14 protein-coding genes and 1 pseudogene are annotated in these 21765 nt (G+C 63.0%); 9 read left to right on the top strand and 6 right to left on the bottom strand.

Annotated elements, in window-relative coordinates; all coding sequences use genetic code 11:
• Positions 1–2: 2 nt before the first annotated feature.
• The 3 genes from egtB to ACL0K2_RS07545 form a co-directional block, all read right to left on the bottom strand.
• Positions 3–1298 carry an ergothioneine biosynthesis protein EgtB gene (gene egtB / locus ACL0K2_RS07555; RefSeq protein ID WP_413044149.1) on the bottom strand — a complete coding sequence of 432 codons (1296 nt, stop codon included), beginning with the start codon at positions 1296–1298 and terminating at the stop codon, positions 3–5.
• Positions 1299–1545: 247 nt separating this feature from the next.
• On the bottom strand, positions 1546–2241 hold the full coding sequence (locus tag ACL0K2_RS07550) for an SDR family oxidoreductase (RefSeq protein ID WP_413044147.1): 696 nt from the start codon (positions 2239–2241) through the stop codon (positions 1546–1548).
• A gap of 30 nt (positions 2242–2271) precedes the next feature.
• A complete protein-coding gene (locus tag ACL0K2_RS07545) occupies positions 2272–2583 on the bottom strand; it encodes a hypothetical protein (protein ID WP_045163224.1) in 312 nt (103 codons plus the stop codon).
• Between the two features lie 121 nt (positions 2584–2704).
• Between ACL0K2_RS07545 and ACL0K2_RS07540 the strand changes: the two genes are divergently transcribed.
• Positions 2705–7099 carry a DEAD/DEAH box helicase gene (locus tag ACL0K2_RS07540; protein ID WP_413044146.1) on the top strand — a complete coding sequence of 1465 codons (4395 nt, stop codon included), beginning with the start codon at positions 2705–2707 and terminating at the stop codon, positions 7097–7099.
• 71 nt (positions 7100–7170) lie between these two features.
• Here the strand turns inward: ACL0K2_RS07540 and rapA are convergent, their stop codons facing one another.
• Entirely contained in the window at positions 7171–10020 is a 2850-nt protein-coding gene (rapA, locus tag ACL0K2_RS07535; RefSeq protein ID WP_413044145.1) for an RNA polymerase-associated protein RapA, read from the bottom strand.
• A gap of 186 nt (positions 10021–10206) precedes the next feature.
• On the opposite strand from rapA, the gene ACL0K2_RS07530 reads away from it, so the two are divergent.
• The 4 genes from ACL0K2_RS07530 (at position 10207) to ccoM (ending at position 11618) form a co-directional block, all read left to right on the top strand.
• On the top strand, positions 10207–10506 hold the full coding sequence (locus ACL0K2_RS07530) for a hypothetical protein (protein ID WP_045163222.1): 300 nt from the start codon (positions 10207–10209) through the stop codon (positions 10504–10506).
• 31 nt (positions 10507–10537) lie between these two features.
• Positions 10538–11125, top strand: coding sequence for an alpha-ketoglutarate-dependent dioxygenase AlkB family protein (locus tag ACL0K2_RS07525; protein ID WP_413044144.1), 588 nt, complete (start codon positions 10538–10540; stop codon positions 11123–11125).
• A complete protein-coding gene (locus ACL0K2_RS07520; protein ID WP_196298684.1) occupies positions 11122–11283 on the top strand; it encodes a hypothetical protein in 162 nt (53 codons plus the stop codon). Before ACL0K2_RS07525 ends, ACL0K2_RS07520 begins: the two co-directional genes overlap by 4 nt.
• Positions 11284–11507: 224 nt before the next feature.
• The gene (ccoM, locus tag ACL0K2_RS07515; RefSeq protein WP_045163220.1) at positions 11508–11618 is read left to right on the top strand and encodes a cytochrome c oxidase subunit CcoM; all 111 of its coding nucleotides are present in this window, start codon (positions 11508–11510) and stop codon (positions 11616–11618) included.
• A gap of 67 nt (positions 11619–11685) precedes the next feature.
• On the opposite strand, the gene pulA is transcribed toward ccoM, so the two are convergent.
• Positions 11686–14805, bottom strand: coding sequence for a pullulanase-type alpha-1,6-glucosidase (gene pulA, locus ACL0K2_RS07510; protein ID WP_413044143.1), 3120 nt, complete (start codon positions 14803–14805; stop codon positions 11686–11688).
• Positions 14806–15187: 382 nt separating this feature from the next.
• Positions 15188–15658, bottom strand: coding sequence for a MaoC family dehydratase (locus ACL0K2_RS07505; RefSeq protein WP_413044142.1), 471 nt, complete (start codon positions 15656–15658; stop codon positions 15188–15190).
• Positions 15659–15934: 276 nt separating this feature from the next.
• On the opposite strand from ACL0K2_RS07505, the gene fadD2 reads away from it, so the two are divergent.
• From fadD2 to ACL0K2_RS07485, 4 genes and pseudogenes are all read left to right on the top strand, one after another.
• Positions 15935–17623, top strand: coding sequence for a long-chain-fatty-acid--CoA ligase FadD2 (gene fadD2, locus ACL0K2_RS07500; RefSeq protein ID WP_239611501.1), 1689 nt, complete (start codon positions 15935–15937; stop codon positions 17621–17623).
• Between the two features lie 218 nt (positions 17624–17841).
• The gene (gene fadD1 / locus ACL0K2_RS07495; protein ID WP_413044141.1) at positions 17842–19530 is read left to right on the top strand and encodes a long-chain-fatty-acid--CoA ligase FadD1; all 1689 of its coding nucleotides are present in this window, start codon (positions 17842–17844) and stop codon (positions 19528–19530) included.
• 261 nt (positions 19531–19791) lie between these two features.
• Positions 19792–20619, top strand: a pseudogene (locus tag ACL0K2_RS07490) (cache domain-containing protein); the annotation flags it as partial.
• A gap of 102 nt (positions 20620–20721) precedes the next feature.
• A complete protein-coding gene (locus ACL0K2_RS07485) occupies positions 20722–21477 on the top strand; it encodes a methyl-accepting chemotaxis protein (RefSeq protein WP_413044449.1) in 756 nt (251 codons plus the stop codon).
• Positions 21478–21765: the final 288 nt, after the last annotated feature.

The raw sequence follows: 21765 nt of genomic DNA, 5'->3' as shown, positions 1-21765 counted from the left end.
GGTCATAGCTCCCTGGCCAGGCGCAGCCCGGCGAATTGCCAGCGCATGGCCGGTTGGAAAAAGTTGCGGTAGGTGGCGCGGATATGGGCTTCCGGCGTAGCGCAGCAGCCGCCGCGCAGGACCATCTGGCCGGACATGAATTTGCCGTTGTATTCGCCCAGGCTGCCTTCCAAAGGATGGAAACCGGGGTAGGGGCGGTAGGCACTGGCAGTCCATTCCCAGACATCACCGAACAGTTTCGCCGGCCCTTCATGGGGCGTGTTCGCCGCGACTGGCTGTAGATGGTCGCTCTCGAGAAAATTGCCGCGCAGTGGCTGGTCCGTCGCCGCGACTTCCCACTCGGCCTCGCTGGGAAGCCGGGCGCCGGCCCAGCGTGCGTAAGCATCGGCCTCGTAGAAGCTGACGTGGCAGACCGGCGCCTCCAGATCCAGTGGTCGTAGGCCGCCCAGGGTCATCTCATGCCAGGCATCGTCCAGGCGCTGCCAGTACAGCGGCGCGTGCCAGCCGCACTGCTGGATTTGCGCCCAGCCATCAGACAACCAGAGCTCGCTGCGGGCATAACCGCCATCGGCGATGAACGACAGATACTCTCGGTTGCTGATCGGCCGATCGGCCAACTGGAAATCCTCAAGGAACTGCCGATGCCGCGGTGTCTCGCAATCGAAGGCGAAGCCGCTTTCGGCGTGGCCGATGTGGCGCACGCCACCGGCATAGTCGTGCCAGCGGAGACGGTCGTTGTGCAGTGTCGGCGCCGACTTCAGGTCGCTCCGGTAAACCGGGTGCAAGGGGTTCTGCGCCAGGATGTGTTTGATGTCCATCAGCAGCAGTTCCTGATGCTGCTGTTCGTGTTGCAAGCCCAGTTCCACCCGGCGCAGGATCTCGGCGGCATGCTGCTGTGGAGGATTGGCCAGCAGTTCGTCCATGGCACGGTCTACATGCTGGCGGAAGCGATACACCTCGTCCACACCGGGCCGTGAGATCAGACCGCGTTGGGCTCGGGGGAAGGGCGTGCTGTGCGTTTCGTAGTAGGAATTGAACAGATGGTCATAGGTCGTGTCGAGCGGCTTGTAGCGCGCAAGATAGGGCTTGAGCAGGAAGGCCTCGAAGAACCAGCTGACGTGCGCCAGATGCCATTTCGGCGGGCTGACGTCGGGCATGCTCTGGATCACGTAGTCTTCGGTCTGCAAGGGTGCGCAGATCGCCTCGCTGGTGGCACGCACTTGTCGGTAGCGCTGCAGCAGATAGTCCAGCTCGGCGAGCGCCGGTTGCTGTTTTGGCTGTTCGGCCAGGTTGCCCATGGGCTTCCCCCTTGTTCGATACCCGAATGTTCAACGCCTGGAACGGCCGGGAGGCTCTGCTATAGCGACCCGAAGCGAGGCGCAAAAGTTTCTGCTACTGCGAGAGCCTTGCATGGGTTAACGCCGCCTTTGATGACAGCAGCACGCATCCGATTGCGAAAGGTGCTGACGACCATTTGCTAAAAAACACGCCGAACGAACAGACGAGACGCCTTGGCACGCCCGTTGGGCCTCTACGCTCCGTCGGCTACCGGTTTTCGATCGGCGGGGTAGGCCGGATCAGCATCTCGTTGACATCCACATGTGCTGGCTGCGAGATCGCGTAAACCACTGCCCGGCCGATGTCCTCGGGCTGCAGGGCATAGGCGGGCGGCTTGTCGAACAACGGTGTGTCGACCATGCCCGGCTCGATCAGCGTGACCCGCACGCCGGTGCCGCGTAATTCTTCGCGCACGCTCAGCCCCATCCCGGTGATCGCCCACTTGCTGGCGCTGTACATCGAGCCGGGAATGACGAAACGCCCGGCGGCGGAGCCGGTCAGGAGCAGGTGACCACGGCTGGCCTTGAGCGCCTCGAGACTGCAGCGTAGGGTCAGGCTGACGCCATAGACGTTGGTCAGTAACATCTCACGCCACACTTCAGGGTCGGCACCGCTGAAGCCACCCTCGCTGCCCGGGATGCCGGCGTTGGCGTAGACCGCATCGAGCTGTCCGAAATGGTCCAGCACCTGCTGCACCATGGCTTCCTGGTCTCCGTATTCCTTGACGTCGCAGCGGATCGCCAGCGCGCGCGCCGGCCCGCCGAGATCGCTCACCAATTGCGCGAGCTTCTGTTCGGAGCGCGCCGCCAGCGCCACGCGATAACCCGCCTCGGCGGCCAGTCGGGCCGTGGCCGCGCCGATCCCGGAGGACGCGCCGGTAATCAGAAGAACGGAGTCGCTCATGTCATCCTCGCTCGGTGGCTGCTAAAGGCTTCAGTAGTTCGGTGGCGTTTCCGGAATGCCGGTGTCATCAGCGAGCACCGGCATGGTCCAGGGTTCGAGTCGATGATCCTTGTCCTCAACCTCCAGTCGCGCCTGCTCGATGACGCTGCCCAGATGTTGCGGGTTGCTGTATTGCTCCCTGGACACGCTGGGCACCCGCAGCACTTCGATGCCGCTGCCGGACATGACGGTAAAGCCGAAACTGTCTTCGTCCGGGTTGGCACTGGTCACGCAGCCGCATGGAAGGAAGGCTTCGCTGACCAGTTGCATCGCATCGTCGAGATTCAGTGGTGGGGTTCTCATGGCGTTCTCCGTCGTCTGACTGTCTGAAGTGGACCGCCGCGGCGAGCCGCCGTTTCCGGCAGGCGACGGGCTGCGCTTGCTCGCTCTTGTAGCCGAGCCGCGGCGGCAGCATATTCGGAGCATGAAACCGATCTCTGACTACGACCCGCTGGCCGCTTTCCACCCGGCGGTTGCCGGCTGGTTCAACCGCAGCTTCGCTGCTCCGACCCCGGCCCAGACGCGTGCATGGCCGCTGATCCGTTCCGGCCAGTCGACTCTGGTTGCGGCGCCAACCGGCTCGGGCAAGACCCTGACGGCCTTTCTCGCGGCCTTGGATCAGCTGGTCAAACAGAGCCTGGACGAGGGTGGCCTGCCGGACGAAACGGCGGTGCTCTACGTGTCGCCGCTCAAGGCGCTGTCCAACGATATCCATCTGAATCTCGAGCAGCCGCTGTCAGGAATATCCGCCGAGCTGGAGCGACTCGGCCTGCCGACGCTGCAAATCCGGACGGCCGTGCGCACAGGCGATACCCCGCAAGCCGAGCGCGCAGCCATGCGCAAGCGGGTCCCGCATATCCTGGTGACCACCCCGGAATCCTTCTATGTGCTGCTAGGCTCCGAATCCGGCCGGCAGATGCTGGCGGGTGTGCGCAGCGTGATCGTCGACGAGATTCATGCGATTGCTGGCAACAAGCGTGGCAGTCACCTCGCCTTGTCACTGGAGCGGCTCGAAGCGCTCTGCGGGCGCCCGCTGGTGCGGGTCGGTCTGTCGGCGACACAGAAGCCCATTGAAGCGGTGGCCGATTTTCTCGTTGGTGTCGGGCGCCGCTGCGAAATCGTCGATATCGGTCATGGTCGCGCGCGCGACCTGGCGCTGGAGGTGCCGCCGGTGCCGCTGGAAGCGGTGATGAGCAACGACGTATGGGCGCTGGTTTACGACCGGCTGGCGGCGTTGGCTGGCGGGCATCGCACCACCTTGGTCTTCGTCAACACGCGCCGCATGGCCGAGCGCGCCGCGCGGCATCTCAGCGAGCGCCTCGGCAACGCGGTGGTGGCTGCGCACCATGGCAGCCTGGCGCGCGAACAGCGATTGGACGCCGAACAGCGTCTCAAACGCGGCGAATTGCGGGTGTTGATCGCCACCGCCTCGCTGGAGCTGGGCATCGATATCGGCGATGTCGAGCTGGTCTGCCAGTTGGGTTCGCCGCGCTCGATCGCCGCCTTTCTGCAACGTGTCGGTCGGGCTGGACACCAGGTCGCTGGCGTCTCCAAAGGGCGATTGTTCCCCAGCTCGCGCGACGACCTAATCGAATGCGCCGCCTTGCTCGACAGCGTGCGTCGCGGTGAACTGGATAGGCTGGTGGTCCCAGACGCGCCGCTGGACGTACTGGCGCAGCAGATCATCGCCGAGGTGTCCTGCCGTGAATGGACCGAGGATGAACTACTGGCGCTGATCCGACGTTCGATGCCCTACGCGACCCTCGGCGAGGCGCGCTATCAGGCTTTGCTGACTATGCTCGCCGAGGGTTACACCACCCGCCATGGTGCGCGAGGCGCCTATTTGCATCGTGATGTGGTCAACCATAGCTTGCGTGGCCGGCGCGGCAGCCGGCTGACGGCGCTGACCTCCGGCGGAACCATCGCCGACAACGCCGATTACGCGGTGCTGCTCGAGCCGCAGGGCTTCAACATCGGCACGGTGAACGAGGATTTCGCCGTGGAGAGCCTGGCCGGCGACGTGTTTCAGCTGGGCAATACCGCCTATCGCATCATCAGGATCGAGCCCGGGCGGGTCCGGGTCGAGGACGCCCAAGGCCAGCCGCCGAACATCCCGTTCTGGCTGGGTGAGGCGCCAGGGCGCAGCGATGAGCTGTCGTTGGCGGTGGCGAGGCTGCGCGGCGAGATCGATGCGCGTCTGGGCGCCGCCGAAGCCTGCAGGCGCGAGCAGGCTCACGAGTATGAGTCGGCCTCGGCGTTGGCCGGCGAGCTGACGCCTGTAGAAACTGGCGGACGGCTTCAGCCCGCCATCGACTGGCTCACCGACTCCCTCGACCTGCCGGACGCCGCCGCTCGGCAGATCGTCGAATACCTGGCGCGCTCGCGTTCCGCGCTGGGCGCGCTGCCGACTCAGCAGCGGCTGATCATGGAGCGCTTCTTCGACGAGTCCGGCGGAACCCAATTGGTCATCCATTCGCCGTTTGGCAGCCGGATCAACCGCGCCTGGGGCTTGGCGTTGCGCAAGCGATTCTGTCGCACCTTCAACTTCGAACTGCAAGCCGCCGCGACCGAGGACGCGATTATCCTCTCGTTGTCCACCAGTCACAGCTTTCCGCTTGAGGAGGTGTGGCGGTACCTGCACTCCAATAGCGCCGAAGGCGTGCTGATCCAGGCACTGCTCGATGCACCGCTGTTCGGCGTGCGCTGGCGCTGGAACGCCACCACCGCGTTGGCGTTGCCCCGGATGGCGGGAGGACACAAGGTGGCGCCGCAGCTGCAGCGGATGAAAAGTGAAGACCTGCTCGCCGCGGTCTTTCCCGATCAGGTGGCCTGCCTGGAAAACATCGTCGGCGAGCGCGAGATTCCCGAGCATCCGCTAGTGGCGCAGACGCTGGATGACTGCCTGCATGACGCCATGGACAGTAAGGGCTGGCTGGCTCTGCTGCGGCGCATCGAAAACGGCGAGATCGAAATCTTGGCGCGCGACCTGCCGACGCCATCACCGTTGGCAATGGAAGTGCTCGGCGCGCGCCCTTATGCCTTCCTCGATGATGCACCGCTGGAAGAGCGCCGCACCCAGGCGGTGCTCAATCGGCGCTGGACCGATCCTGAGTCCAGCGCCGACCTCGGTGCACTGGACGCCGCAGCCATCGACGCGGTACGTGAGGAGGCCTGGCCACAGGCGCGCCATCTGGACGAATTGCACGAAGCGCTGATGGGGCTGGGTTGCCTGGCCGAAGCCGATACGCAGGCCGATTCGCAGTGGCCTGCCTGGTTGAGCGAACTGGCCCGTGGCGGACGCGCGACCCGCATGCAGGTCGCGCAGGATCGCGCGCTCTGGCTGCCCATCGAGCGCCTGGCGCTGTTGCAGTCGATCTACCCCGGCGCTCGTTGCGAGCCGGCCCTGACGCCATTGCCAGGCTTCGACCAGCTGTCGAGCGAAGAAGACGCATTGGTCGAGCTGATCCGTGCGCGACTGACCGGCTTCGGCCCCTTGCCGGTCCCGCTGATCGCCAGGCCGCTGGCCTTGCCGGCGTCGGCCGTAGCGCTGGCGCTGACTCGACTGGAATCCGAAGGTTATGTGCTGCGCGGTCGCTTCACGCCAGGGGCAAGCGAGGAAGAATGGTGCGAGCGGCACTTGCTGGCGCGCATCCACCGCTACACGGTCAAGCGCCTGCGCCGCGAGATCGAGCCGGTGGAGCGCGCCGATTTCATGCGGTTTCTATTCGACTGGCAGCATCTTTCCGACGCGACACGAATGCAGGGGCGTGACGCGCTCGGCCCCGTGGTCGAGCAGCTTGAAGGCTTCCAGGCCGCCGCCGGGGCCTGGGAAAGCGAACTATTGCCTGCACGGTTGCACGACTACGGCGGCACCTGGCTGGACGAACTCTGTCGTGCCGGGCGTATCGTCTGGACCCGTCTGGCCGGACGTATCAAGGCCAGCAGCGGTCCTGTGCGCGGTACACCGATCGTCTTGCTGCCGCGCCGGCATCTGCCCGCCTGGCATGCGCTGGCCAGCGAAGCACCGCAGCCAGAACTGTCGTCACGCGCGCAGCGGGTGTTCGAGACATTGCAGGCGCAGGGCGCACTGTTCTTCGACGAGCTGCAACACGAGGCGCATCTGCTACGTAGCGAGTTGGAGGATGCGCTCGGCGAGCTGGTCGCCGTGGGATTGGTCAATGCCGACAGCTTCGCGGGCCTGCGCGCGTTGTTGGCGCCGGCGGCCAAGCGTCCGCGCGCTACGCGACAGAGCCGCGGCGGCGCGTTCATCGGCGGTATGGCCGATGCGGGGCGCTGGGCGCTGGTACGCAAGGGACCCGCTCCGATGGTCGATCCCACGCCGCTACGCCGATCATTCGATCCTGACGCCTTGGAACACATCGCCATGGTGCTGCTGCGCCGTTACGGCGTGGTGTTCTGGCGATTGCTGGATCGCGAAGCGGACTGGTTGCCGCCGTGGCGTGACCTGCTGCGCGTTTACCACCGGCTCGAGGCGCGTGGCGAAATTCGGGGCGGTCGCTTCGTTACCGGCCTGCCTGGCGAACAGTTCGCGTTGCCGGAGGCCGTCGGTCTGCTGCGCGAAATCCGCAAGCGGCCAACGTCAGGGGAAATGATCGCGGTCTCAGCGGTCGACCCGCTGAATCAGGTCGGGACCTTACTGCCGGGTGATCGCGTGCCAGCGGTGGCGGGCAATCGAATTCTCTATCGCGACGGTGTCCCGCTGGGTTGGTTGATCGCCGGCAAACCGGAGCTGCTGGCGGAACTCGACGAAGACGATCAGCGCAAGGCGCGGCAACTGCTCGCGGTGACGCGCCGTTAGGTGCGAGGCTGCCAATGAAAAGGCCGGCTGCGAGCGCTCGCAACCGGCCTTCCGGACCCTCCAGGCCTGAATCAGCCGGCGACCAGCACCCGAATTGCCTCCAGGCGCAGTGCGGCTTTTTCCAGCATCGTCAGGCCTTCTTCACGCTGCTTGCGCAGAGCTTCGATCTCGCTGTCGCGCACGCTCGGATTGACCGCCTGCAACGCGGTCAGGCGCGCCAACTCTTCGTCGAGACTGGCCTTGAGCTTGCGCTGCGCTTCGGCGACACGCTCACTATGACGCGGGGCGATCTTGGCTTCGGCATCGGAAATCTGCACCGCCAATACATCGCGCTGGGCCTGGATGAATTTGTTGGCGCTGGCCCGCGGGACGCTTTCCAGCTGATCGGTCAGCGTCTCGAACGCGACTTTGGGTGCCAGGTCGTTGCCGTTCGAGTCCAGCAGGCAACGCAACGCCAGCGGCGGCAGGAAGCGATTGAGCTGCAGCGCACGCGGCGCCACCACTTCACTGACGAACAAGAGTTCCAGCAGGACGGTGCCGGGCTTGAGTGCCTTGTTCTTGATCAGCGCCACCGCGGTGTTGCCCATGGAGCCGGACAGCACCAGGTCCATGCCGCCCTGCACCATGGGATGTTCCCAAGTGAGGAACTGCATGTCTTCGCGCGCCAGTGCCTGCTCGCGGTCGTAGGTGATGGTCACGGCTTCGTCGTCGCCCAGCGGGAAGCTGGCGTCGAGCATCTTTTCGCTGGGACGCAGAATCAGCGCGTTCTCGGAATGGTCTTCGCTGTCGATGCCGAAGGCGTCGAACAGTTCTTCCATGTAGATCGGCAGGGCGAACTGGTCGTCCTGCTCCTCGATGGCTTCGACCAGCGCCTTGCCCTGTTCGCCACCGCCGGAATTGAGCTCCAGCAGACGGTCACGGCCGGCGTGCAACTCGGCTTCCAGCCGCTCGCGCTCGGCGCGGGCTTCGTCGATGAGCTTCTGGAATTCGTCGTCGTCACCTTCCTCCAACTGGTTCAGGAGGCGCGGGCCGAACTGATGCTGCAGGGCGTTGCCGGTGGGGCAGGTGTTGAGGAAGGCGTTCAGCGCTTCGTGATACCACTTGAACAGGCGTTCCTGCGGGCTGGTTTCCAGATAGGGCACGTGCAGCTGGATGATGTGCGCCTGACCGATCCGGTCGAGACGACCGATGCGCTGTTCCAGCAGGTCGGGGTGAGACGGCAGATCGAACAGCACCAGGTGATGGGCGAACTGGAAGTTACGGCCTTCGCTGCCGATCTCGGAGCAGATCAGCACCTGCGCGCCGAACTCCTCGTCGGCGAAGTAGGCGGCGGCGCGGTCGCGCTCGAGGATGCTCATCCCTTCATGGAACACGGTAGCGGGGATGCCTGAGCGCACGCGCAGAGCGTCTTCGAGATCCAGCGCGGTCTCGGCGTGGGCGCAGATAACCAGCACTTTGAATTTCTTCAGCATCTTCAGGGTGTCGATCAGCCATTCGACACGCGGGTCGAACGTCCACCAGCGATTCTGCACATCGGGTACTTCCTGCTGGGTCTGGAAGCTGACTTCCGGATACAGCTCTGCATGCTCGCCCAGTGGCAGCTCCAGATATTCGGCCGGGCAGGGCAGCGGATAAGGATGCAGCTGGCGCTCGGGGAAGCCGCGTACGGCGGCGCGGGTGTTGCGGAACAAGAGGCGGCCGGTGCCGTGGCGGTCGAGCAGTTCGCGGATCAATCGGCTGCTGGCTTCGATGTCGCCATCGGTGGCCGCAGCGAGCAGCGCTTCGCCTTCGGCTCCGAGGAAATCGTGGATGGTCTGGTGCGCTTCCTGTGACAGGCGGCCCTCGTCGAGCAGCTCCTGTACCGCCTGGGCGACCGGCTGGTAGCTGGCGCTTTCGGCACGGAAGGCTTCGAGATCGTGGAAACGGTTGGGGTCGAGCAGGCGCAGGCGGGCGAAGTGGCTTTCCTGGCCCAGTTGCTCGGGCGTCGCGGTCAGCAGCAAGACGCCGGGAATCACTTCGGCCAGCTGTTCGACCAGCTTGTATTCGGCGCTGGCATCTTCCGGATGCCAGACCAGGTGGTGCGCTTCGTCCACCACCAGCAGATCCCAGCCGGCAGCGAAGGCGGCGTCCTGGGCACGTTCGTCGTCCTTCAGCCATTCCAGCGAGACCAGAGCCAGCTGAGTGTCTTCGAACGGGTTGCTGGCATCGCTCTCGATGAAGCGCTCGTCGTCGAATAGCGCGACCTGCAGGTTGAAGCGGCGACGCATTTCCACCAGCCACTGATGCTGCAGGTTCTCCGGAACCAGGATCAGCACGCGGTTGGCGCGCCCCGACAGCAGTTGGCGATGGATCACCAGGCCGGCTTCGATGGTTTTGCCCAGACCCACTTCGTCGGCCAGCAGCACGCGCGGGGCGATGCGGTCGGCGACTTCGCGGGCGATGTGCAACTGGTGCGCGATGGGTTGCGCGCGCACACCGCCCAGGCCCCAAAGTGAAGAGGTCAGCTGTTTACTCTGATTTTCCAGTGTGTGGTAACGCAGCTTGAACCAATTCAGCGGGTCTATCTGGCCAGCGAACAGGCGGTCGCTGGCGAGGCGGAACTGGATGAAGTTCGACAACTGGGTTTCCGGCAGAGTACGGGCTTCGTTCTGCGCGGTCAGACCGTGATAGACCAGCAGCCCGTCGACGTCGTCGACTTCGCGCACGGTCATCTTCCAGCCTTCGAAATGGGTGATTTCATCACCGGGAACGAAGCGCACGCGGGTCAGCGGGGCACTGCGTGCGGCGTATTGGCGGGTTTCGCCGGTCGCCGGGTAGAGCACGGTGAGCATCCGCCCATCCTGCATGAGGATGGTTCCCAGACCGAGTTCCGCTTCGCTGTCGCTGATCCAGCGTTGCCCCGGTAGATACTGCTGCGCCATGCTGCCTCCCGCCTGTGAAAAAAGCGCGCTATGGTAACGGAACCCTGCCGATAGAGCGACGACAGATGCCGATTCGATAGGCAGTGTAGCGTTGCTGTTAAAGTCGACCGCAATTCAGCCGATCAACTGGTGCAAGCCCGCATAAAGACACCGACCGAACTCGGGGCTGCTCATGGGAGAGCACAGATGCTGCCAATCATTCCACCGGGCACCGTTCAGGTTACCGCCCAACAGGATGTGGTCAAACCGCGGCCGGAGGTGGCCCCGGTGGCTCCGGTGCAGCCAAGCGCCAATGAAAGTTCGGTGGGGCTCGATCGGCGACACCCGCAAGAAGCCGAACAGATGCTGCGCGACGAACAGCGTAGGCGGCAACGTCGGCGTGGTTACAGCCCGCAGGAACTGGCCGAAGGCGAGACTGCCGAAGAGGATCAGGACGCACTCGAGGAGCTGCCACGCCAAGGTCTGTGGGTTGATGTCGAGGTATGACGAGCCGCCTGCTGAGCACAACGGCGATCCAATGAACGACCTGCCGCAGGCCGATCTGCGCTACCTGCCACAATGGATCAGTGCAGAAACCGCCGATCAGTGGCTGGAAGAGCTGCTGGTACAAACGCCCTGGTCGCAACCCGAGCTCAAGCTATATGGCCGTCGCTTCGCCATGCCCCGGCTGGTCGCCTGGTACGGCGACCCTGGCGCGCGCCTGCGTTACTCGGGTCTGATCCACGATCCATTATCCTGGACGCCTTTGCTGGCCGAGATTCGCCAGCAGGTGCAGCGAGAGGTTGACCGGGACATGAATGGCGTGCTGCTCAATCTTTATCGCAACGGCCAGGACGCGATAGGCTGGCACAGCGACGACGAGCCGGAACTGGGTTCGGAACCGCTGGTGGTCTCGCTCAATCTGGGCGCGACGCGGCGCTTCGATTTCCGTCGCAAGGGTGCCAGCCGTATCCAGCACTCAATCGCTCTCGAGCATGGATCGCTACTGGTCATGGGCGGACCGACGCAGCATTATTGGCAACATCAGATCGCCAGGACGCGCAAGGTAACCGAACCGCGCCTCAACCTGACATTCCGTCAGATCACTTGCGAGCCAGCCGTATGAGCCATGAAGTAAAGCTGATCGACCTCAGCACCGAACGTGAAAAGCGTATCCACGACATCAAGGAGAAGCGCCTTGCCGAGATGCGTGAGGCGTTCGAGCAGGCGCTGCCGCTAGCCAAGCCGAAGAAGAAGTCCAAGACCAAGCCGAAGAAGCGCTGACAGGCCTCATAACCAGGCGCCGCTCCAAGCCTCACCGCGACGGTTCGCTGCTGTCGCGCCCTCCGTAGCTCCCTCCGATCCCCTCCGTTTTTTTGACTCAGATCAGCTTCCGCGATGCCTTTTGCCGTCGGCTTGGGGCCTATTGACGTCGGTCAATTTTTTATTGGCGGGAGAGGACGACTATGCAGCCATCAGACAGCACAACGGCTTGGGAGGCAGGAATCATGTTCGTCGATAATGTGGTGCTCGCAGGGGTGGTCACGGTCGGCCTGATGGTCGCCTTCCTCGGCGGTTTCGGATATTTCATCTGGCGGGATGCACACAAAAAGCAGTGATTCCGCAGATAGACAGAGCACGCAAGGCATTTGGGCGACTTAGGTCGCCCTTTTTTTTGCCTGTGAATCAACGACGGCGTTGGGGTTGCAGGAATACGGCGCTGGTGAACGGCGGTACCTCGAACTCGCCAGCGACGACCCTGGCTTGACGGCTGATCGGGTCGCTTGAATCCCGCTGTACCGGATGCGGCTGGTAGCCGTCAGCGCCAGGTAGGCGAACCCGCTCTGCAGAGGCGTTGAACACCACCATCAGCGCCTGGTAGCGCCGGTCGAGATCGCGGCCGTCGCCAGGGCCATCGGCCAGGCTGAAGGCGATCACACCCGGCTGCTGCGTTGGACCTGTGTTGTGAAAACGCAAACGGCGCTGCACCTCGCGCGCGCTGTCGAGCTGAAACAGCGGGCTGTCGCTCCGGATCTTCAGCAGTTCCAGAAAGCGCCGCTTGGCCGCGACTATGTTCACGGCGCTCGGCTTGGTATGGGGGTTGGCGATGACTTGGCGGACCAGCGGCCAGTTGTCAGCATCCTTATCGGCCCGCGGCAGGCCCTTGTTCCAATTGTTGTCCTGGTAGCTGAAATCCACCGCATTGAACCAGTCGCCCGAGTCGTAGCTGTCGCGTTGCATGGATTTGGAACGGAGGATATCCGAGCCGAGGTGAATGAAGGGCACGCCTTGACTGAACAGCGGCACGGACAACGCCAGCAGTTGCAGACGGACACGGTCGGCGACGGGCAGACCCACCGGCAGCTTGTACTGGTTGTTGTCCCATAGCGTCTGGTTGTCGTGCTTGGAGACATAGTTGATGGTCTCCTGCGGGTCGAGCGTATAGCCGGCGGGCTGCCCGTTGTAGTCGATCTGACTACCACTGCGCGTGCTGCCGTCGGCGGTGACGAACTGGTAGTCGCGCAGTCCGCCGGCGATGCCAACGCGGATCAGGTCGGCGGCATGCAGCAGCTGCGCCTTTTCCTGTGCGCCGGCGCCGGTCAGCTCGTTCGGCAGCACATAAAGGCCATTGGCGAAGCCCTGATTGCGCCGGATGCTTTCGCCGCTGTCGAAGGGACTGCCGCCGCGAACCGCGTCGCGCTGCCGATCGTTGAAGGTGCCGATGCCGGTACCGGCCATGTTCAGCTGGGTGGCATTAATGCCCCGGGCATTGCCGGCGACTTCGCCGAAATCCCAGCCCTCGCCGTAGAAATAGGTGTCTCGGTCGATCTTGCGCACCGCGCGGTACGCATCGACCAGATTCTTGCGTAGGTGATGGCCCATCAGATCGAAGCGGAATCCGGCGATCTTGTAGTCGCGTGCCCAGACCTCCAGCGAATCGGTCATCAGCTTGGCCATCATGCGGTGTTCGCTGGCGGTGTTTTCGCAGCAGGTCGAGGTTTCGACGGCACCGGTGGATGGGTTACGGCGGTGGTAGTAACCGGGCACGATCTTGTCCAGCACCGACTTGTCCGTCAGTCCTGATGCGTTGGTGTGGTTGTAGACCACGTCCATCACCGTGGCGAGGCCGTCGTTGGCGAGCGCCTGGACCATCTGGCGGAATTCGATGATGCGCTGCGCGCCCTCGGCATCGCTGGCGTAGCTGCCTTCAGGTGCGCTGAAATGGAAGGGGTCGTAGCCCCAGTTGAAGTTGTCCAGGGCGCGCAGGTCGTTATACAGCGCTTGCGCCTGGCCGCTGGCCGGATCGAATCCTTGCAGCACCAGGCGGATGCTCGCGGCGCTGCAGTATTGCGACCAGTTTTCACGGGCCTGGGTAGACAGATCGCAAAGCTTGGCGAACGGGTCGTCGAGGTCGACGCGGCGGGTCGGGTCTTCATCGATGGTGGCGATATCGAATACCGGCAGCAGCTGCACGTGGGTCAGCCCGGCATTTTTCAGGTCGCGCAGATGCCGCATACCGTTGCTGTCCGGGTGGGTGAAGGCGCCGTAGGTCCCGCGTAGTTCGGCAGGCAGGCTGGCGTCGCTGGCACTGAAGTCGCGCAGATGGGTTTCATAGATCACGCTCGCTTCGGGGCGTGCCGGGTGCGGTGGGCGCAGCGCATCCCAGCCGGAGGGCTTGAGATCGTCGGCGTCTAGGTCGACGACCTGAGCGTACTGGCTGTTGCGCGACAGGCTCAGGGCGTAGGGATCGCTGACCAGCGTCGTCTCGATCTTGCCGGTACTGGGCCGGTAAGCCGTGACCTCGTACTGGTAATACTGCCGATCCAAGGAGCGCGGGCCGTCAAGGCTCCACACGCCGAGACGTTCTCGCATGATCTTCGGATAACCGGGCAACAGGCGCTTGGCCTCGTCGAACACATGCAGGCGCACCCGCTGCGCGGTGGGTGCCCAGAGCGTGAAGGACACGCCACGTGCATCGACGCGTGCACCGAGTTCGCCGTTATAGGCGAACAGCAGGTCGAGAATCCCGGCCGTTTGCACTTCAGTGGCGTCGAGCACCTTGTCATCGTCGTCATAGGTGACCACCACCAGCTGGCTCATTACGGCGCGCCGCAGGTCGCGGGCATGGGCGGAGAGATGGAACGCCGGTGCCTCGGCCAGGTGTGGATGCTGGCGTTTGAGGCCTTCGCGCAAGGTCGCCGGTTGCAGTGCGAGCGCGGTGCCGCCACGGACCGTACGTGTTTCACTGTCGATGCGAATGTCGGCGCTGGTGGAGTAGCGCAGTTCGATTCGGCTGGCGTCGGGGGCGCCATCGACGAGTGCCAGGGTGAACGGGTCGAGCCAGTGGGCTCGGGCGCCCTTTATCGCCACGGCGGGCCCGCTCACGGGGGTGCCGGAGAGCTGTGCGTTACCGCTGAGGGTAAAGGCGCGGCGACCGATTTCGTCGAAGCGCCAAACCAGGTCATCACCACCCAGATCCTTTTCGTCGCCCTTGTGCATGATCAGATTCAGGCAACCGGCGTCGGCGGTGAGGGCGATGCGGTAGTAGGCGCCATGGTCCGGGTCGATACCGGCGGCGGGCAATGGCTGATCCCAACTCGTCTCGTTCAGGCTGCCGGCGCAGCTCGCCGTGTTCCACAGATGTGGACCCCAGCCGGCATAGTTGCCATCGGCCCGTTGGTAGTACAGCAGAGCCTCGTCGGGGCCAGGGTCGAGCGGCACGGCCGAAGCCGCTTGGATGGCTAGCGAAAAGCCGCCGAGGACGAGCGCCGCCAGGCGCCGATAAGCAATCGAGCGTATGAGCATGGATGAGGTCCCGGTGTTGTTCTTGTTGTACCGCTTGCGGGATGGTCGGTGCGTGGCCGACTGTGCGCATCCTCCATGGAAGATGCTTTCGGGGCGTAGCCGAGGGCCGTAATAGCGTTCTGCTGGTATTCGTCCGGCTTAGTTTTTCGCTGGTTCGCTCGACTGTCTGCCGCAACTGCTACAAACCGAGCTATCGACCGTTCATGAACGGTATGCGGCGGATGCAACGCCTGCGGGAAGGCGTTGCGAGCAGACCTTGCGTCGCGGAGATTCTACTGGCTGAGCGCAGAAGGAAGGCGCCGCGGAGGCGCCTATTGGCTGTCGCCGTCAAGCGCTGGGCTTGTCGGCCAAAACTGACGCTAGTGAGCGCGCGTCCCCTGTATCAGCCGATGCTGACCGGTGGCAGGGCTTTGATCTCGACGGTTTGCGCTTTGCGCGGTGCGAGGATTTCGGCCTCGCCATCGACGACCATTTCGTCGCGCTGGTTGAACACCTGGGTGGCGATGCGGACGCGAAACTTCGGCAGTTTCTCTAGAATCGCCAGGCGCACGGTCAAGGTGTCGCCGAGCTTGACCGGCAGGGCGAAGCGCATCGTTTGTCCCAGATAGATGGTGCCCGGCCCCGGCAATTCGCAGGCCACTGCGGCACTGATCAGCGCACCACTGAACATGCCATGGGCGATGCGCTCGCGGAAGATCGTCGAGGCAGCGAATTCGGCGTCCAGGTGGACCGGGTTGTGGTCGCCAGACATCGCGGCGAACAGCTGAATGTCGCGCTCTTCCACCGTCTTGCTGTAGGTGGCCTTCTGGCCGACTTCCAGATCGGCGTAGGGTGTGTTGCTTAGCGTACTCATGCGTAAACCTCTGAATGCGATAACAAACGGAAAACCCCGTCGCGGCAGGGGTTGCCGCACGGCCATGACGGGCACGCCGTGGAGGGCGCTTGGGTGGCTGCATTCTAGAGGGCGGCAGGCCGGTTGTCCCGGTTCGCTTTGGCTTTGCCGCCGTGGGCCGAGATTCACGTCGCTGATTTACACGGTCGACCTATTGCTCTGCAATGCGGAGCTGTTAAGTTCGCCACAGCCCGCGACGAGTGGGCCAGACACTCTCAGGTAACGAGGCCAATAACAATGCAACCTGACTTCTGGAACGACAAGCGTCCCGCCGGTGTGCCCGACGATGTGGATATGGGGGGCTTCCGCTCGGTGGTGGAGGTGTTCGAGCGCTCCTGCAAAACCCATGCGAACCGCCCTGCTTACAGCAACATGGGGGTGACGTTCAGCTACGCCGACCTGGAACGCTACTCGGCCGCATTTGCGGCCTGGCTGCAGAACCATACTGATCTGCAACCGGGAGATCGCATCGCGGTGCAGATGCCCAACCTGTTGCAGTACCCGATCGCGGTTTTCGGCGCCTTGCGTGCCGGGCTGATCGTGGTCAATACCAATCCGCTGTACACCGCGCGTGAGATGCGCCATCAGTTCAAGGATTCCGGCGCACGGGCGCTGGTGTACCTGAATACGTTCGGCAAGCTGGTGCAGGAAGTGCTGCCCGATACCAGCATCGAAGTGCTTATCGAGGCGCACATTGGCGACATGCTGCCGCCGGTCAAGGGGCTGCTGGTCAATGCCGTGGTCAAGCATGTGAAAAAGATGGTCCCGGCCTACAGTCTGCCCCAGGCCGTTTCGTTCAAACATGTGCTCGCCGAGGGGGGACGCCATAGCCTCAAGCCGGTTCCGTTGACGCTCGACGACGTCGCGGTGCTGCAATACACCGGCGGCACCACCGGCGTGGCCAAGGGCGCGATGCTTACGCACGGAAATTTGGTGGCCAACATGCGCCAGGTCCATGCCAACATGCAGCAACTGGGCGCTGACGGCCATCCGCTCATCAAGGATGGGCAAGAGGTGATGATCGCGCCGTTGCCGCTGTATCACATCTACGCCTTCACGGTTAATTGCATGTGCATGATGGTGACCGGCAACCATAACGTGTTGATCACCAATCCTCGCGACATCGACGGCTTCGTCAAAGAACTGCAGAAGTGGCGCTTTACCGCCTTTCTCGGGCTGAACACGTTGTTCGTTGCGCTCATGTCGCATCGAGACTTCAAGAAAATCGATTTTTCGGCGCTCAAGGGCACCAACTCGGGTGGCACCGCGCTGGTCTCCTCGGTGGCCGAGCGCTGGAAGAGTTTGACCGGTGTCACCGTGACCGAAGGCTACGGGCTGACCGAGAGTTCGCCGGTGGTCTGCGCCAACCCGCACGGCGACCAGTCGCGTCTGGGCACCGTTGGCCTACCGGTACCGGGTACGACGCTCAAAGTGATCGACGACGAGGGCAACGAGTTGCCGTTGGGCGAGCGCGGCGAACTCTGCGTCAAGGGTCCGCAGGTGATGAAGGGGTACTGGCAGCGGCCTGAAGCCACCGCCGAAGTACTCGATAGTGAAGGCTGGTTGAAGACCGGCGACATCGCGGTGATCGATCCGGACGGCTTCGTGCGCATCGTCGACCGCAAGAAGGATTTGATCATCGTCTCTGGTTTCAACGTCTATCCCAACGAGATCGAAGACGTGGTCATGGCTCATCCGAAGGTCGCTGCTTGTGCCACGATCGGCGTGCCGGACGAGAAGTCAGGAGAGGCGGTGAAGCTGTTTGTGGTCCGTAGCGATCCCAGCCTGACCCTCGAAGAGCTGCAAGCCTATTGCCGGGAGAATTTCACAGGTTACAAGGTGCCGCGGCACTTCGTGTTCCGTGACTCCTTGCCAATGTCCCCGGTTGGCAAGATTCTGCGCAGGGAGCTGCGCGATCAGGCCTGAGTCCGCCAAGACGCGGCTCTCTAAGCTCGCACTGAGTGACTGGATTTGTCCTGTCAGTCACTTTGTGTGTGCTCGCATCACTCGGAGCCACTGTTCGGGCTGTTGCAAAACTGCTAACCTCGCCCCGCCTTTTGCGCGGAACTGCCGTACAAAAGTTAACAAAACACAACAAAACAGCTGCCATATGCAGTAAAGCTGTCGCTTAGGAGTGGGGTTTCATGACCGATAACTTCTGGAAGGATAAATATCCTGTCGGGGTCGAAAGCGAGATCGATACCGATGAATACCGGAACATCCAGGCTGTGCTCAAACAATCCTGCGAGCTGTTCGCGGACAAGCCGGCCTTCAGCAATCTCGGCAGAACCCTGACCTACGGCGAGCTGTACACGCTGTCCGGCGAATTTGCCGCCTATCTCCAGCAGCACACCGATCTACAACCGGGCGACCGGATCGCGGTGCAGCTGCCCAACCTGATCCAGTATCCCATCGTGGTATTCGGTGCCATGCGCGCCGGCCTGATCGTGGTCAACACCAACCCGCTGTACACCGCGCGGGAGATGGAGCATCAGTTCAACGACTCCGGCGCCAAGGCGCTGGTGTGCCTGGCCAACATGGCCCACCTGGCCGAAGACGTGTTGCCGAAGACTGGCATTCGCCATGTGGTCATTACCGAGGTCGGCGACATGCTGCCGACCATCAAGCGGCTGCTGGTCAATGCGGTGGTCAAGCACGTGAAGAAGATGGTGCCTGCTTACCATCTGCCCAAGGCGGTCAAATACAACGAGGCCATGGCCCTTGGGCGTGGCAAGGTGCCGAGCGAAACCAACCCGAGCGGTGACGATATCGCCGTGCTGCAGTACACCGGTGGCACCACCGGAGTCGCCAAGGGCGCCATGCTGACCCATCGCAATCTGGTCGCCAACATGCTGCAGTGTCGTGGGTTAATGGGCACCGAGCTGGGCAGTGGCTGCGAGACCATGGTCGCGCCGCTGCCGCTTTATCACATCTACGCGTTCACCTTTCACTGCATGACAATGATGTTGATCGGCGCGCACAACGTGTTGATCACCAACCCGCGCGACCTGCCGGCTTTCGTCAAAGATCTGAGTAAGTATCGGTTCACCGGCTTCGTCGGCCTCAACACGCTGTTCGTGGCGCTGTGCAACAACGAGAGCTTCCGTAAGCTGGACTTTTCCGCGCTCAAGGCCACCTTTTCCGGCGGTATGGCATTGCAGCTGGCGGCGGCGGAGCGTTGGCAGCAGGTGACTGGCTGCTCGATCTGCGAAGGCTTCGGCATGACCGAAACCAGTCCGGTGGTGTCGGTCAATCCGTTCGGTGGCATTCAAATTGGCACCATTGGCATCCCGATGCCCTCGACCCAGTGCAAGGTCATCGACGAGGATGGCAACGAACTGCCGATAGGCGCTACTGGCGAACTATGCGTGAAGGGCCCGCAGGTGATGAAGGGCTACTGGCAGCGTCCGGAAGCCACGGCCGAAGTGCTCGACGAGCAGGGTTGGCTGAAGACGGGCGACATCGGAATCATCCAGGACGACGGTTACATGCGCATCGTCGATCGCAAGAAGGACATGATTCTGGTATCCGGTTTCAACGTATATCCCAACGAACTGGAAGACGTGCTCGCCACGCTGCCTGGCGTGTTGCAGTGTGCCGCGATTGGCGTACCGGACGACAAGTCTGGCGAGGCGATCAAGCTCTTCGTGGTGGTCAGGCCGGGCGAGAGCCTGACCAAAGAGCAGGTCATGCAGCACATGCACGACAACGTCACCGGTTACAAGCGTCCCAAGACCGTCGAGTTCCGCGACAGCCTGCCCACCACCAACGTCGGTAAGATTCTGCGACGTGAACTGCGTGACGAAGAGTTGCGCAAACTCGGCCAGAAGTAACGACTCAGGCTAGTGAGAGCCCCGCTTCGGCGGGGCTTTTTTTTGGAGCAGTGCGCTCGTTCGAGGCCGGCTCGCCTACCGTCTGTTCTGGCTTGAGCGATCTGTCTCGCGCGCGTTAAGACCTACGTCATCTTCGAGGGAAGATTTGCTTGGTTGACTCAATTACGCCGCTAGCTAGCCGATAGCCTCGATGGTGCGATAAATTTGGCGCCGAAAAACAGGCGCTTTCGCCGCCTTTAAGTTCTGCTCAAGGTCCAGCTCATGCTCTCCAGATTACGTCTGCAAACGAAGCTTCTCATCCTCGCATTAGGTCCAATCCTCTTGTTGGCGATACTCCTCAGCGGCATATCCGTGGTCACGCTGCAAGAACTGGCGGCCAAGCAGGAAGCAGAGACGCGTGAAAATCTCGTTCGGGATCGCCGCGCGGAACTGGAAAACTACGTGCAGCTTGCCCGGAAGATGATCGCCCCCATCTACGATAGCTCCGCCTCGGATGACCAGGAAGCACGAGACCGCGCCGTGGCCATTCTGGAAACGCTCTCCTACGGCAAGGACGGCTATTTCTGGGGCTACGACGAACAAAGCGTGCGGATTCTCCAGGGCAACACCAAGGACAAGATTGGGCAAAGCTTCTATGACTATCGTGACCCCAGCGGCAAGTACGCCATCCGTGAGCTCGTCCGGGCCGGTATGGATGGAAGCCGTTACGTCGATTACAGCTTTGTGCTGGGCAACAGCACGACGCTCGTCCCGAAGATCGGCTATGCAGAGCATCTGCCGAAGTGGAACATGGTCTTTGGCACATCGCTCAATCTGGACGGAGTAGAGCGCGATGTACAGGCGGCTCGGAAAGCGTTCCAGGACGACATCAACGAACTGCTGTTCGTCATGCTAGGCTCCGCCGTCGCGCTGCTGGTGCTGATCGCCGTGCTAGTAACTGCCACGAGCCGCACGCTGCTACGGCCTCTCATGCTGATAAAGGGCAAGCTCGATGACATGGCGTCCGGTGAGGGCGATCTGACCCACCGCCTGCCAGTTACCAGCCAGGACGAACTGGGCGATCTGGCTTCCTCGTTCAATCGCTTCGTCGAAAAGATCCATGGCCTGGTTCAGCAGGTTTCGAAAACCACCGGCCAGCTGACGACGCTGGTTGCCAGCGTTGCCAGCCAGGCGCAACGTTCCGAGCAGGCGATGGCCGCACAGCGCCATGAAACCGATCAGGTGGCGACTGCGATCAACGAGATGTCGGCTGCTGCACAGGAAGTGGCAATGAGCGCACAGCGCGCCGCCGAAGCGGCGCAGGAAGCGGATCAGCAGGGCCAGGGCGCCAAGCGAACCGTGGACAGCAGCATTCAGCAGATCCACGCTCTGGTCGGCGAGCTGCGTGACAGCGGCGAATCGCTTGGCGGTTTGCAGAAGGATGTGGAAGGCATCGTAGGCGTTCTCGACGTGATCCGGGCGGTCGCCGAGCAGACCAACCTGCTGGCGCTCAATGCCGCCATCGAAGCGGCACGCGCCGGCGAGGCCGGCCGCGGATTCGCAGTGGTCGCCGACGAAGTGCGAGCGCTCGCCAGCCGTACCCAGCAGAGCACGGTCGAAATTCAGGGCATGGTCGACCGTCTGCAGAACACCACGGCAATGACTGTTACCGGCATGGGTCGCGCCGGGCAGCAGGGCGAAAGCACCCGGGCCCAGTCGAACCAGGCGGGCGAGTCGCTGGATGCGATTGCCGCGCTGATAGGCACCATCAGCTCCATGAACGCTCAGATCGCCAGCGCCGCCGAGGAGCAGACTGCGGTCGCCGAGGAGATCAATCGCAGCGTTCATCACATCGCCGATGCGGTTGATGGCGTGGCGCAGGAGGCCGCCGAAGGCGCCCAGACCTCCCGCGAACTCAATAGCCTGGCCGAGAGTCTGCAGCGTCTGGTCGGCCAGTTTCGTATCTGAGCCATCATCGATGAGGCGGGTGTAATGCCCGCCTTGGTCTGTCGAGAACTGCCGGCAGAATTCCGTCGGGTTCCATCAAGCCGACCGGCGGTGCTGCCGTCTGGCGCGACGGCGCGAACCGAAGCGAGACAACCCAGGTCTAGGACCCTATGGCCGCGTCCGCTCTAGCGGCTGTTGAATGCCAGCGCGCCTCCCTATGCCGTGCTGAAGCCGTCTGATGTAAGCAACTGCAGCGCGCCGGTGCGCGACGCAGCCGGCTTGGCCTCCATATCTGTCGCTCGCTCCGTT

The organism is Pseudomonas sp. YJ42, from assembly GCF_047225135.1.
GTDB classification, from domain to species: Bacteria; Pseudomonadota; Gammaproteobacteria; order Pseudomonadales; family Pseudomonadaceae; genus Stutzerimonas; species Stutzerimonas stutzeri_E.
This window is presented reverse-complemented; position numbering and strand designations above follow the sequence as displayed.